This is a genomic window from Exiguobacterium sp. J17977, assembly GCF_018616375.1.
Taxonomy (GTDB): domain Bacteria; phylum Bacillota; class Bacilli; order Exiguobacteriales; family Exiguobacteriaceae; genus Exiguobacterium; species Exiguobacterium mexicanum.
This window is the reverse complement of the sequence record NZ_JAEQBB010000003.1, coordinates 157502-171120: the sequence shown is the minus strand read 5'-3', so window position 1 is coordinate 171120 and position 13619 is coordinate 157502. Positions and strand designations below refer to the sequence as shown.

Below are 13619 nucleotides of genomic sequence, written 5' to 3'. Positions count from 1 at the left end.
CCCCCTCACCCTGCATTCAAAAATCGTGTCAATTTCGTCGAACGACGAATAATCAACCAATCGAGCAGCGCGACGACAAGCAGCGACAGCCCGACGAGCGGGAAGATGATTCCGAAGCTGACGAGCAACACGATCAATACGTTTCGTCTTGTCCGACTCGGAGCCGATGGCGCCCCACTCTTTGCGACAGGTTTACGCGAGTACCAGAGATACACCCCGCTCACGACAACAAGGATGACACCGAGACAAATTGCGAGACTGATCAATTGGTTCGACAGCCCGAACTGTGTCCCTTTGTGGAGTGTAATTCCGAGCGCGACGGCCTTGCCGACGATGCCATAGTTGTCGTAACGATAGTCAGCGAGGACGGCACCCGAATATTGGTCGACATGCATCGTCGCCTCATCCTGGGCCCGGTCCGGATACGCGGATAACGTATAGACGCCATCGGGTGTGCTCGGGATGCTGATCGTGTAGCTCGGATCCATCCCGACCGTCCCGGCAATCGTCTCGACTTGCTCGAGCGACAGCGGTACGTACCCAGCGACTTCAGAGTTTGGTACCGGCAGCGTCTCGGCCGCCCACGGGACGTCGGCGACATCCTCGGTCTTCACGGTTGAAGTCGGTGCGTCTCCGCCCCAAATCGACGGTGGATACCCGACACCGGCATTCGTCGCAATCGATTGGAAATTCGCCCCCCAAAATCCTGACCATGGCAATCCGGTCAAAACGAGAAACAGTAGTCCTGCCGTCACCCAAAAACCAGGGACGACATGAAGGTCACGACGCAAAACCCGTTTCCCTTTCCGGAGTCGTGGATACATCGTCCCAGACGCCTGTAGCCCGTTTCGTGGCCAAAATAGATATAATCCGGTCGCCATCAGAACAATCGTCCAGCAGGCGACGAGTTCGACGATGCGGTCACCGAGTGGACCAATCATCAATTCACCATGAATCAATTCGACTTGGCTCATGAATCGGTCAGCATTCAATTGACTTCCGATGATGTCCCCTTTGTAGGGATTGACGAATACCGTCGTCGCTCCCTCTTCTGTCATGGCTCGGAACTCGGCCGAGCGGTCCGCGCTCTCACCAGGCCGATAGCGCGTGATAGGTGTATCCGGATATTCGGCTTGGACCCGATTGTACAATTCGGTCGCACTCAAGCGCTCCCCGGCCGGTTCGACTTGATAATAATCAGAATAGATGACTTGCTCAATCTGTGGTTTGAATAAATAGACGGCTCCTGTCACCGCGAGCACCAATAAGAATGGTGCGATGATAAGTCCTGCGTAGAGATGCCAGCGCCAAACGGCACGGTACCAATCGCGACTCGATGAAGATGATGTCATAAACGTTCCCCCGATTATGTATTGTGTCCAATATGTGAACAGATTAATTGTACGCACTCACAATTATTGTGACCGCTTTCTTTGTGTCTGTTCGTTGTCAATCGAGCGAAATAAACGTGAAGTGCGATTCATCAAAAATACACAACTTGACGCGATTGACGGTAAGATAACATTAGCGAAACGACACGGTTTCAATGTTTCGCATCTTAAAAATGATGAGGTGATGTTCGATGACATACACATGCCCTTGTTGTGGCTATCAAACACTTAACGAGGAACCACCCGGGACGTATGATATTTGCGGCATCTGTTTCTGGGAAGACGACGGGGTCCAGTTCAGAGACCCGGACTACGAAGGTGGCGCTAACACAGTGTCGCTCAGGCAAGCGCAGCAGAACTACATCCGCTTCGGGGTAAGTGAACTGCTTTTTAGCGATTCTGTCCGTACGCCAACTGAGCACGACATCAAAGACTCAAAGTGGCGACCGTTAACAAACACATAAGCATACAAAAGCCGCTTCTACACATTGGTAGAAGCGGCTGTTTTGTTTATACACCGAGAATCGCGAACGAGACTCCGACGACACCGATGAGCGCCATCGCATAAACTGGTACGCGCGGCATTTCACCGTTGTTATCGAGCGCCTTCCCGAACATGTAGAACACGATTGGGTGGACGAGGAACGGCATCGAGAAGATGAGCGGGATAAGAAGCGACGCTTCTGTCCCGAACATGCCGCCTTGGACGGCTGCGAAGAGTCCAAAGTGCGAGATGGCTGACGATTGAGCCATCGTCGTGTAGTCGAACGCGATTGAGCTGAAGCTGAGGATGACGAGTCCACCGAAGACCGCCATCATCTGCCAACCGAACGAGAACTGCATGAGCGCCTTCACTTCTTTGAAGTCTTCTCCGTTGGCACCGCGCAAGTTTTTGAGCGAGAGCGCCGTCAACGTGAGACCGACCAAGACGATGAGTGCCGTCGGCCAAATCCAGAGCGCCCCGTTATCGGCACTGACTGCCAAAATCGAGAACACGAAGATGTGACCGAAGAACGGGATGTTGATCATGATTGGGGCACGTTTGGCTGCTACTTGACCGAAATCACCAGCCGTACATGCGCCTGTGAGACCACTGTGCGAGAGCGAGCCGGCCATACCTGGTGCGAGGTTGCGGATGTGTCCTGTGCGGGCGAACCACATAAGGAGCGCAATCCCACCGAACATCCAGAACAATTGACCGAAGAAACCGTACACGAGAATCGAGTTCATACCTTCAATCGCGAACGCATCACCGATTCGTGACCCACCGACCATGAAGTTGGCGGCCAAGACGACCGGGATCCCGGCGAATAGAAGCGCGCGGACGGTCGGTCCATACGTCCAGTTATGGAAGATGGCACCAAGTGCTGACGAGATTAACATGGCGAAGAAAATTTGTGGCAATGCGATGATTGGTTGTACCGCCATGGCGATGCCGTACGAGACGAACAAGATGACGAGCATCAAGACTGTCTCGATGACACCTTTACGCATGTATACCTTCTTGTCGTCGATTTGCGCCTTGTGGTCGATCAAGAGGAACGATGCCGCGAGACCGATTAACGCGAGGATCGGGTAGTAGAGCATGATGCCCTCTGCCGCGCCCGGTTGAATCATCATACGGAAGAACCCTTCGAGACCGACGAGCAAGAAGAACGAACGGACGATGAAGATGAACTGTGTCCGCCCTGTCCCGAGGAACATCTCTTCTTTAGACGGCACGACGATATCCTTCACGTCGAGCTCTTGCTTGCTCAAAATCTTACGAAGCTCTTGTCCACCGACGAAGAACGATACGACGAGCGCGATGATCGTCGTCCGTGACATGAAGTCGACGAGCGGGAATTCAGGAAGACCCGGTGTCGCGATGCCCATCTCGACCATGGCGAAACCAAGTCCGAGACCGAAGATGACGATGACGAGGATTGGTGAGAACCGTGAGCCGGCCACGACCATCCGCGATAAAATGACCATCGGGATGACGAAGGCCATGAGCAACCAGAATTGGTTGAGTAATTGTACTTGCGATAATTGCTGAACGATTTCCATGGATAAACCCCTTATACATTTTTTTCACACTGTTTCGAAGTTTACAGGATTGAACATTCTGTGACAAGGGGGTGTGACGGATTGTAAACTTTGAAAGCGGAACCAACTGAAATGGTTCCGCTTTCGGTTACTTATTCGATTGGCGCAGGCCCCAAATGCCCTTATTTCCCGTGGAATAAAACAAGTCCTCTTTCCCCGCGAAGCTGGCCGAATCGCTCGAATGGGCCCGAATCTGTTTATTGACGTGCGCCTTCCAATCTTTATACCGATCGAGCTCGAGTTGATAGTATGAACGCTCGATATATTCGTTGATTTCTTTCAATGACGCCGTCCCGCCGTGATGCTGGAGGGCGAATTGGATTTTGCGAAGTAGTGCGCGTTTCAAGTTAAAGACTCCTTTCCCGATCATTCTGAAGCTTTACGACTGAAGTAATGATGTAGTCGTACTTCAACGATTTGACTGACCCATTCGTAAATCAAAGGATGAGCAAACGCTTCATTATGCTCGATATGTAGCGCTTCCTCTGACACGAAGAACGGTCCTTTAGCTATTTTATCAAATGGCATCCGTAAGAGTAACTTTTCAATCTTTTGTTGATGGAACGGTGATTGGAAGTCTTTTGTCTGTCCATCAATCTGTTGCCGATATGGGAAAGCATTGATGAACTCATAGAATGGACGAGCTGCCTCGCTCGCTGGTAGTGGCTGAAGCCATCCATCAATTCCACGACTTAACATGATGGATAACACAATCATCTTATAGCTCTTCGTCATGTCGGTGTATTCCACTTCAAGCAATAGCGACTTCGCCTCTTCAAACAGATGTTTTTCCTCGTCATTCAGCTCTCCCGTCCGGTTAAGGAATCCATAAAAACCACCGTCTTTCTTCCATTCAGAACGATAAGCGTCCATCGAGTATTCCCCTCGCTGGACCAACTCTAGATAACTCGGTCGTCTCCCGAGTTCCTCCTTCACCATGAAGTAGTTCCGCTCCAGCTGTTGTCGGCGTGTCGAAGAACGCGTGACCATTCGCTTCAATAAATCGATGGCATGTAAATCAAATTCGATGGTACAGCCATTAGGCAAGGTCCCGTTTGTCGGGAGCTCTTTGACAATCGGCTGTCGTTTTGTCGTCAACAACGCCAACTTCTTATCGATGTTTTTATAGTTGCCAATCAAATCGATGATGGTGCAGTGCGTCTTACCGCTCAATAGACGTAACCCACGACCGATCTGTTGTGTGAAGACCGTCAACGATTCCGTCGGGCGACAGAACAATAACGTATCAATCTCCGGGATATCGACCCCTTCATTGAATAAGTTGACCGCGAAAATGATATCGAGATGTCCTTGCTTCAATTGACTCATCACATCGGCGCGGTCATATTCGGTCTGACTATGTAATGCGACGGCTTGAACACCTTGCAGGCGGAAATAGTCGGCCAAATATTCAGCCTGTGTGACCGATGAGCAGAACCCGAGCGCTCGCGTTTGGTGATGCATCCGCCAGGCATCAAAGATTTTTTGAGCGACACTTTCCTTTAACTGCTCCGCCAACAATTCGTCTTGATCATAGCGACGACCGTTAATCAATCGAATTTGGGAATAATCGATCTCATCATAAACACCAACATAATGGAACGGTGTCAAATACGATTCTTCAATCGCTTCAGTGAAATGCATCTGATAGGCGACATTGTCATCGCATAATGCGTAGACGTCTCCCCCGTCTAGTCGGTCCGGCGTCGCCGTCAATCCGAGCAAAAACTTCGGCTCGAAGTAATCCAAGACACGGCGATAGGATGGTGCGGCCGAATGATGGAACTCATCGACAATAATCAAGTCGAATTGGTCAGGCGCAAGCTGTTGCATCCGATATTTGGATGCCAATGTTTGAATCGAAGCAAATAGCACGTCGGCGGTCTGCTCATCTCTCGAATCACCACCCAGCAACAAACCTGTCGTCCAATCACTAGACACTCTCTTGTATGAAGCTTCCGCTTGGAGCAGGATTTCTTTCTGATGCGCGATAAAGAGCACCCGCTTGAACTGACGGGCGAAGAAGGCACTCAAGTACGTCTTCCCTAGTCCAGTGGCGAGCACTAGCATCGCTTTGCGTCTACCTTCGTCCATCGTCTCGCGTAACGCCTTCAATGCAGCGTCTTGAACCGTGTTTGGCGTAATCGTATCGTCCTCGATATAAACAGGTGGTGGTTCTGCAATCAGCTCCGCTTCCTTCATCCGCTGTTGCTTCGCATCGTATTCTTCGCGATATGGCTGTAACGAGATACCGTTCATGATTTGGGCGTAATCACTATAAAACAGGTCATGAAACGCGTCGACTGACTGTTCAAACACGTCCTCCGAGATACTAGCCGGAATCTCGACGTTCCATTCGACGCCTCGATTTAAAGCGCTGTGCGACAGATTGGAAGAACCGACAAAGAACGTCCCGCCATCCTGGCTTCGGAACAAATAGGCTTTCGGGTGGAATGACTGTCCTTTCGATCGATAGAGCCGTAGTTCCACCCCTTGAATGTCCATTAACATCTCAAGCGCGTCCGGGTTCGTCAAATAGAGGTAGTCTCCAATCAGAATCCGGACTTGGGCACCGCGATTTACTGCTTGTCGAAGTGAAGCAGCAAGTTCTTGAACACCCGATACTTGCGCAAACGCGACGACCATATAGATTTCAGTCGCCGCGTTGATTTGGTGTTGTAATGGAATTCGTAAATGACTCGTGTGCAGACGTAACTCACTCATGGTCAAGGACCTGTTCCAAGAAGAGACCTTTTTCAAACCCGCCCCGCTTCTCTCGTTTTTCCTCACGAATGCGATTCAACTCTTCAAAACTTGCACCATGCATCTTTCCAAGCGTATAGACGAGTTCCAAAATGTCAGCAAGTTCTTCGAGCGATTCTTCATCGATGTTCGTCTCTTCGTACTCTTTGATTTCTTCATAGAGTTTCAAGCGAGCCTGTTCGAAATGTTCGGCTTGATTGAGGTGTTTGACGACAGGAATCTGCCCTGCTTCGTGAATGATTTCAGGGATACGGTCGCGGATTAGTTTGTTATAGATTGTCATATATTTATTTCCAACTCCTTTTAAAGTTGTTTTTCTAGATCTTATAACCAACTACATATACAATATTAACTATTATCCCACATATATACAGTTTGGAGTGATTTAATGGGTACAATAATACAGGCAGAAATTAATAAAATTATTGAATTTGCTCTTTCGTCTTCACCTTCGATAGAATTATCAGAGGAACAAGCTTTTAATGTTTTAATGTTACAATATTATTCTTTTAAGGAGGCTGATTTACAAAAAAACTGGCATGATATTAAGTTACTAATTACTGATGGGAAAGATGATGGAGGAGTAGATGCAATTTACTTCGATGAAGATGATTCTAAAATTGTACTTTTTCAAAATAAGTATAGTTCGTTGCCTTCCGCACAAGATGCGGTTTCAGAAATATCAAAAGTCATTAATACACTTGAAAATTTTATGCATGGGCACACAGGATCATACAACAACAAGGTACAAAAACTTTTACAAGAGTCTCTAGATAGATTATCAGAAGATAATGAAGGTAATATCGAAGTCGTATTTTCTTCTTTCGCACGATTGAACGAAGATAAAGTAAAAGATAGATTGATGAATATTGAGGAGAGAGTTGCCTATATTACTGTTTTCAATGATATACAAATAGAAGCAATGATTGAAAAGCTTCAACTGCAACATGACTTAATTATAGAAGATAGCATCAAAATTGATGAAGCAAGCAACTATTTGGAATATTCTAACGAAGAGTTAGAAGGTATTTTTGTAAATGTTAGTTCACGTTCAGTGAGTAGCCTATATAACAAATATAATCAAAAAGGGCTGTTCAACTTAAATATAAGAAAATACATCAGAAATAAAAATGTAGACGATGGGATTACACGTTCGTTAAATAATAATAGACAAGATTTTTGGTTCTTAAATAATGGCTTAACAATCGCTTGTACAGACTTTACAATTGATGGAGATAAAATTAAGCTATATAATTTTTCAATTGTGAATGGTGGTCAAACTACAACTTTGATTGGAAAATATAAAGGAACAAATAAAGACGAGTTTTACATTCCGTGTAAAATAGTATCTTATGGTGCGAATAAATCTTTAGAAGATTCGTTACATTTTTTTAACAACATAGCAGAAGCCACTAATTCTCAAAAGCCTATTCAACCTAAAGATTTGAAATCCAATGCTCCTGAAATGAGATCCTTGCAAAATCTTTTAAAAACGAAAAAGGTGTTTCTTGAAATAAAACGCGGCGAAATTATTCCTAGAGGGATGACAAGTAAAGTAAAGAACGATGAATTAGCTCAATTGATTTTTTCATTTGTAAATCAAAAACCGGGTACTGCTCGCTCAAATAAAAACGCTCTGTTTAACAATAATAAATTCTATAAGCAGATTTTTAACAAAAAGTATTCTAAGGATGTAGATAAAGCAGATTTTTTGATTGATTTGATTAAATTAAATGACCGTTTTACAATCATTCAAAAAGAATTTAAAAATGATATTGATAACGAGTTTGATGCAAATCAAGCCAATGTTTTTAATAATGGAAAATTCGTTCTGTTTGCTTTATTTGGGCTAGCTTATAGAATTCTTAACAGCGATGTAGATATGAACACATTAAAATCTGATCCTGGAATTGTTGATGGGGATGATTTTGTATATGGAAAATTTTTATCTAACTATGACCAAGATGATATTGATCAAAAAATCAAAGATTTACTTAAATTCTTTGTTGAGCATTTAGAAAACGAATATCGAATACAATTTGCAGAAAAAAACGTAACAAGCGTCAGTAATTTTTTTAAAACTGATAAGAAGTACCAGAACGATATCATCATCTCTTTTGCCAAAAAATTGAGTAAAACACGGGATAAAAATGATTTATACGACTATGGAGCATTTTTAAAAAGGGATTAAAAAACTCAATGGATAGTTCTCAAAGAAACCAGAAAAGATTTTCTTCTCTGGTTTCTTTGATTGAATTAATTATTTGAATACTATTATGCTCATTCCACAATCTCAAACGCCTTCACATAGACGACATGGTCGAGGAAGATGATCCACTCGTCCTCGAACTGGACGAACCCGTCCGTCGCATGACGGAACGACTGATAAATCGATTCGAGCGCCGCATAACGACTCTCCGCCTCCACCACTTGCGTCAACACCTCATCGTTGATCATATGGAACTCAATTTCAAACTGTTTCATCGTGTCCACTCCCCTTCACTCAATTCCATGCTTCCTTATCTCTTTTCCCAATTTGAGACGTCCCATTAACTATTCTCTGGCTTTCTCGCATCAATGATGAGTGAAGGGAAAGCAAGGCATTCCCCTTGGTTTCGGGGATCGTACTTCTTGGAACGAAAGATGACGCCATCGACTCCATCCCAATCCTGTTGATGGAATGTTCCGTCCTCATCGCAGTATTCAAGCAGGTCAACCTCAAAGCCCGCACTTTCAAACAAATCGATCATCGTGTGATACGCATAAACGATTTTGTGACTGGCGGCCGAATGGTCTTTCGGACCAGGTCCGCCGACTTGAACAATGTTTTGATACGATTCATCCGGAAAATATCCATCCGGCACTGCACAGCGAATGTAGCCCGAAGGCTTCAAATAGGTAAAACAAATTCTCGCTGCCGCTACTCCTTCTTCATACGTCAGGTGTTCCCAGACGTGTTCAGCCAGAATCGCCATGATTGAATTTGATTCGAATCGATGTTGCCACGTCGTCTCATCCCACACATTCAGTTCTTCCTCTTGCGTATGAAGCCAACCTGGATTGTTGTTGTATTCCCCGGCACCAATCACCAGCTTGATATCCTTCTGTGTTTCATTCAATCATCACATCCCCCTTCCACCCGGCTCAGTAATCTCTCTTACACTCTTTTCCCCATTCCGTCCCATACTCCTCTCAAAACCAAGACGAAAATTTTCTCAGCTTTCAACAGGAAAGTTTTTCCTTTACACTATGATAAATAGTCAGAAAATTACGTGTTCTTACATATTTAATAATGACTATTTCATCCCACCAAGAGAGGAAGCTTCCAATGGCCTATGATTTTGAATGCAAACACCTGACGAAACGGTTTGATAACGGCGACATCGCGACGCTCGCGCTCGAAGATGTGAACCTTCACTTCACCCACGGCGATTTCATCTCGATTATCGGTCCGTCCGGTTCGGGTAAGTCGACACTGCTCAGCTTGATTGGCACGCTCGATCGTCCGACCGACGGCACACTCTTATTCAACGGCGAACCGATCTCAACCTTGTCCGCAAAACAGCTCGCCGACTTCCGCTTCGACAACATCGGATTCATCTTCCAACAGTTCCACTTGATCCCGACGTTGACCGCGCTCGAGAACGTCATGGCACCACTGTTCGGACGGAAAGTCGATTATGACGGCGAACAACGTGCACTCGAACTGTTGAAAGAAGTCGGCTTGAGCGACAAGGCGAACTCACTGCCGTCGCAACTGTCCGGCGGTCAGCAACAACGCGTCGCCGTCGCCCGCGCCCTCATCCACCGTCCGAAGTGGCTACTCGCGGATGAGCCGACCGGGAACCTCGACACCCATACGGGTGATATCATCTTCGACTTGTTGACACGTCTGAATCGGGACAACGGCTGTGGCGTATTGTTCGTCACGCACGACCCGGAGCTCGCCGACCGGGCGAACCGAAAAATCGAGATGCGCGACGGGCAGGTCGTCGCCATGAGCGACGTCCATCATGCTTAAGTTCATCTGGAACTCATGGTGGCGGAATAAGGAACGGTTCATCCTGCTCATGGTCGGGATGCTCATCGTCAGTACCGGGCTCAGTTATCTTCTCGGTGTGACGCAGGCGAACAACGGGACGGTCGTCAACGAGCTCCAAAAACGTTGGGACTCGTCGTATCACATCGTCGTCCGGCCGGAAGGCAGCCGCAGCGTGACCGAGGATTTGAATCTGCTCGAACCGAACTATATGAGCGGGCTCGAAGGCGGGATCACGCGCGAGCAATATGAGACGATTCAACAGATTGCCGACGTCGATGTCGCGGCACCGATCGCGATGATTGGCTCGACTTATTCGAGTTCGTTCACCCAAACGCATACGTTTGATAAAGCTGGTCTTTATCGCCTCAAGATGAACACACTCATCGATACGGGCATTGAAAAAATCAATGACTTCCAAGACTTGAAAGCCTACTTTTGGGTCGGCTGGATGCCGAACGGCGATTCGACCCACATCGGCATCGGTCCGACCGCCCTGTATGAAGAATTCCCACTCGATTACGGAAGCGATGTCATGCTCGCCGGGATTGACCCGGTCGCCGAAGCGAAACTCGTCGGGTTAGACGATGCCGTACAAGCGACAGAGTTCAGTCGTTACTTCAATGAAGAGGATGCCCCAGAGCCTTACGATGAAGAAGTCACGACAATCCCGATTTTGATGAGTACAAAAGACTACGTCGATGCCTCGATCAACTACACCATCGAAGAAATCGATGTCGATACAAGCGATCAAGAAGCCTTTATCCAAACCTATCTCGAGAAAGGGAAAGACGAGTATCTAGATAGCTTGAAAGGGACAACAGTCGCCTCATACGACTTTACAGCGCAACAAATGCACGACAATATCACAAAACACATTTTAGAAGGGAAACCGCAGCCACAAGATCCTCGTCTCACCATGGAATATACGTGGATTGCGGAGAAGGCGTCGCCACTCGTCTATGAAGGCGTGACGAGCCCGTTCCCGAAACGGTGGCCATATTCGTATCAAATCAAGCCGTTCCTCGCTGAGGGTCGTGTAGCTTTTGGTCAAGAAAGTATGTATCGCAAGTCTAATTTATACGCGGAAGACATCAACGATGCACCAAAAGTGAGATATAACTACATCGGATTATTCGACCCTTCGAAACTAAAGCTGTCGAAAGACCCGCTGACGGAACTACCGATGGAAACGTATTTCCCGGCCAGTGCCGAATGGGTCATGAACTCGAAGGATGAGCCGGTCAACCCACCGACGACCGTCAAGCCGACGAACAACCCGTACAGCTTTCTCACAAAGCCACCTTCGATGTTGACGACACTCGACGCCGCATTCGCCATCGCCGGCGACAAAGCAATCTCTGCGATTCGCGTCAACGTGAAAGGCGTGGACGTCTTAAACGAAGAGAGTGAGGCGAAGCTTCAAGCGGTCGCCAAAGAGATTGAAGACAAGACCGGTCTCATCACGGACGTCACGCTCGGCTCGTCTCCACAGTATGCCGTGACGTATCTGCCTGGACTCAAAGATTCGAGCGCGCTCGGCTGGATTCAACAGCCATGGATTAAACTCGGATCGTCGATTACGATTTTCCAAGAAGCGAAACTCGGCTTCTCTGGCGTCGTCGCGAGCGTCATCCTCGTCGCGATGCTGTACGTATTCAGCTCGAACATCATCATGCTGTACGCGCGGAAGAAAGAGTTTGCCATTCTGTTATCGCTCGGTTGGCGGCCGAGCCAACTGTCGAAGCTGTTGTTCCTCGAAGCGACGATTCTCGGTTCGATGGTCGCGCTCATCTCATGGATGATTCTCGGGACATTCCTTTGGACGGCAGCCGGCTCGACGTCGATTACGCGCATCCTGTTGATTGGTTTGGCCGGTCTGTTGATTTACTGGCTCGGGACGCTCATCCCGATTCGACTCGTCCAGAAAATCAAACCGTATGAGACGATGCAGTCAGGAGAAGTATCGAAAGGGCGCCGCCTGCTCCGCTCTCGCTCGAGCGTCGGCATGAGTTTGAACCAGCTCGTGACGTATTGGCCGCGGACGACGTTGTCGATTCTCGCCATCGCCTTACCGACGAGTCTGTTCGGTTTCTTCCTATTCGTCACATTCCGCCTTCAAGGCGTCTTGTATACGACATGGATCGGCGAGTTCGTCGCCCTTGAAGTCGGGACAATGCATTACGTCGCCATGGGGGTCGCGTTACTCATCGCGATGCTGACGACGACTGAAATCATGTGGCAAAACGTCTCGGAGCGCAAGCCACAGCTCGCTGTCTTGAAAGCGCTCGGTTGGCAGAACACGTCCATCCGTCGCCTCGTCTTGACGGAAGGCGCGTTGACCGGTTTCTTCGCCGGGCTGCTCGGCGTGACCGTGACCATCATCATCGTCACCGTCATGTACCAACAGTTCCCGACGTCCGAGTTACCGTTCTTGTTCGCGACCATCCTCATTCCGGTCGTCACCGGTGTCCTCGGAGCCTTGTTGCCTGCCGAACGCGCCGTCCGGATCACACCGGCGGAAGCTATCGGCGGGCACGTCGTCAACCAGAAGAAAGTCGAAAAACGATTCCGTCTCGTGCTCGGGACGACCGCGACGGCACTCGTCGTCGGAATCATCAGCTTGTTCGTCTTCACGTCACCAGAAGTCAAACCGGTGACGGAAGACGCGAAGACGACACCAGCTCCGACCGCACAGACGACCGGTGCGAAACAAGCTGATTTAAAAGCGGATAAACCGAAAGAAGCCAAAGCTACCACACCAAAAGAAGATGACCTCCAAAAAATCATGAACCTCGGTACGTTCCAAACGTTTATCGGTGATCCACAAATGAAGAAACGTGAATTCCAAGTCGGACAGCCTGTCTTCGCCTCACCGGATGGGACCGAACCGGAAGCTGGAAAACGATTCGTCAGTCTGCCCCTCTCTCTCTTTCATGAGGATGATGGATATGGTGGCACTATGGACTATCGACCGAACGGGTTCCGCATGTACACGCCAGACGGGAAAAAATATAATCCAATCGATATGGTCAACCACAACAAAAAAGCGTTCAAAAACGGTTTTCGCTATTTCGCAGGCGAGAAATCCGAAATCGATTTAGTCTTCCTCGTTCCAGAGAAAGAGAAAACGCTCGTCTTGTATGCTTCAAGTGGCGCCATGCCGAAAGTGTATACCGTTAAAATTGATGTGCCGTAAATGAAACAAAGTCGTTTGATTTGAGGGAAAGCATTAAGAAATTCTCTCTATTTAAACAAAAAAATAAAAAATAGGGGTTGTCCTGACGTGAGTCGGAACAACCTCTATTTTCTTTAGAATTTTTCATTAAAATAATTAG

At 47.7% G+C, this 13619-nt stretch carries 11 protein-coding genes; 4 read left to right on the top strand and 7 right to left on the bottom strand.

The window, feature by feature from the left end:
• Window positions 1-5 precede the first annotated feature (5 nt).
• On the bottom strand, window positions 6-1352 hold the full coding sequence (locus KNO58_RS07020; RefSeq protein WP_214752575.1) for a PepSY-associated TM helix domain-containing protein: 1347 nt from the start codon (window positions 1350-1352) through the stop codon (window positions 6-8).
• A 230-nt stretch (window positions 1353-1582) separates the two neighbouring features.
• On the opposite strand from KNO58_RS07020, the gene KNO58_RS07015 reads away from it, so the two are divergent.
• Window positions 1583-1855 (top strand): CPCC family cysteine-rich protein, encoded by a 273-nt coding sequence (locus KNO58_RS07015; RefSeq protein WP_214752573.1) that lies wholly within the window; start codon window positions 1583-1585, stop codon window positions 1853-1855.
• A gap of 46 nt (window positions 1856-1901) precedes the next feature.
• Here the strand turns inward: KNO58_RS07015 and KNO58_RS07010 are convergent, their stop codons facing one another.
• The 4 genes from KNO58_RS07010 to KNO58_RS06995 all read right to left on the bottom strand — a co-directional run bounded on the left by KNO58_RS07010 (window position 1902) and on the right by KNO58_RS06995 (window position 6525).
• Complete coding sequence (locus KNO58_RS07010; RefSeq protein WP_214752570.1) at window positions 1902-3440, bottom strand: hypothetical protein; 1539 nt, start codon at window positions 3438-3440, stop codon at window positions 1902-1904.
• Window positions 3441-3567: 127 nt separating this feature from the next.
• Window positions 3568-3825 carry a hypothetical protein gene (locus tag KNO58_RS07005; protein ID WP_214752569.1) on the bottom strand — a complete coding sequence of 86 codons (258 nt, stop codon included), beginning with the start codon at window positions 3823-3825 and terminating at the stop codon, window positions 3568-3570.
• 20 nt (window positions 3826-3845) lie between these two features.
• On the bottom strand, window positions 3846-6203 hold the full coding sequence (locus KNO58_RS07000; RefSeq protein WP_214752567.1) for a DEAD/DEAH box helicase family protein: 2358 nt from the start codon (window positions 6201-6203) through the stop codon (window positions 3846-3848).
• Window positions 6196-6525 carry a nucleoside triphosphate pyrophosphohydrolase gene (locus KNO58_RS06995; RefSeq protein WP_214752565.1) on the bottom strand — a complete coding sequence of 110 codons (330 nt, stop codon included), beginning with the start codon at window positions 6523-6525 and terminating at the stop codon, window positions 6196-6198. Before KNO58_RS06995 ends, KNO58_RS07000 begins: the two co-directional genes overlap by 8 nt.
• 105 nt (window positions 6526-6630) lie before the next feature.
• Here KNO58_RS06995 and KNO58_RS06990 point away from each other — a divergent pair, with 105 nt between their 5' ends.
• On the top strand, window positions 6631-8433 hold the full coding sequence (locus tag KNO58_RS06990; RefSeq protein WP_214752563.1) for an AIPR family protein: 1803 nt from the start codon (window positions 6631-6633) through the stop codon (window positions 8431-8433).
• Between the two features lie 89 nt (window positions 8434-8522).
• On the opposite strand, the gene KNO58_RS06985 is transcribed toward KNO58_RS06990, so the two are convergent.
• Window positions 8523-8726, bottom strand: coding sequence for a hypothetical protein (locus KNO58_RS06985; protein WP_021066795.1), 204 nt, complete (start codon window positions 8724-8726; stop codon window positions 8523-8525).
• Window positions 8727-8791: 65 nt separating this feature from the next.
• The gene (locus KNO58_RS06980; RefSeq protein ID WP_214752561.1) at window positions 8792-9361 is read right to left on the bottom strand and encodes a class I SAM-dependent methyltransferase; all 570 of its coding nucleotides are present in this window, start codon (window positions 9359-9361) and stop codon (window positions 8792-8794) included.
• A gap of 209 nt (window positions 9362-9570) precedes the next feature.
• Between KNO58_RS06980 and KNO58_RS06975 the strand changes: the two genes are divergently transcribed.
• Complete coding sequence (locus KNO58_RS06975; RefSeq protein WP_214752558.1) at window positions 9571-10263, top strand: ABC transporter ATP-binding protein; 693 nt, start codon at window positions 9571-9573, stop codon at window positions 10261-10263.
• Complete coding sequence (locus KNO58_RS06970; protein WP_214752556.1) at window positions 10256-13480, top strand: ABC transporter permease; 3225 nt, start codon at window positions 10256-10258, stop codon at window positions 13478-13480. Before KNO58_RS06975 ends, KNO58_RS06970 begins: the two co-directional genes overlap by 8 nt.
• Window positions 13481-13619: the final 139 nt, after the last annotated feature.

Bases quoted from the DNA above. Each gene is read 5' to 3' on its own strand.
- KNO58_RS06970 (WP_214752556.1), top strand. From the start codon at position 10,256: ATGCTTAAGTTCATCTGGAACTCATGGTGGCGGAATAAGGAACGGTTC.
- KNO58_RS07000 (WP_214752567.1), bottom strand. From the start codon at position 6,203: ATGAGTGAGTTACGTCTGCACACGAGTCATTTACGAATTCCATTACAA.
- KNO58_RS06990 (WP_214752563.1), top strand. From the start codon at position 6,631: ATGGGTACAATAATACAGGCAGAAATTAATAAAATTATTGAATTTGCT.
- KNO58_RS07015 (WP_214752573.1), top strand. From the start codon at position 1,583: ATGACATACACATGCCCTTGTTGTGGCTATCAAACACTTAACGAGGAA.
- KNO58_RS06985 (WP_021066795.1), bottom strand. From the start codon at position 8,726: ATGAAACAGTTTGAAATTGAGTTCCATATGATCAACGATGAGGTGTTG.
- KNO58_RS07010 (WP_214752570.1), bottom strand. From the start codon at position 3,440: ATGGAAATCGTTCAGCAATTATCGCAAGTACAATTACTCAACCAATTC.
- KNO58_RS07020 (WP_214752575.1), bottom strand. From the start codon at position 1,352: ATGACATCATCTTCATCGAGTCGCGATTGGTACCGTGCCGTTTGGCGC.
- KNO58_RS06995 (WP_214752565.1), bottom strand. From the start codon at position 6,525: ATGACAATCTATAACAAACTAATCCGCGACCGTATCCCTGAAATCATT.
- KNO58_RS06975 (WP_214752558.1), top strand. From the start codon at position 9,571: ATGGCCTATGATTTTGAATGCAAACACCTGACGAAACGGTTTGATAAC.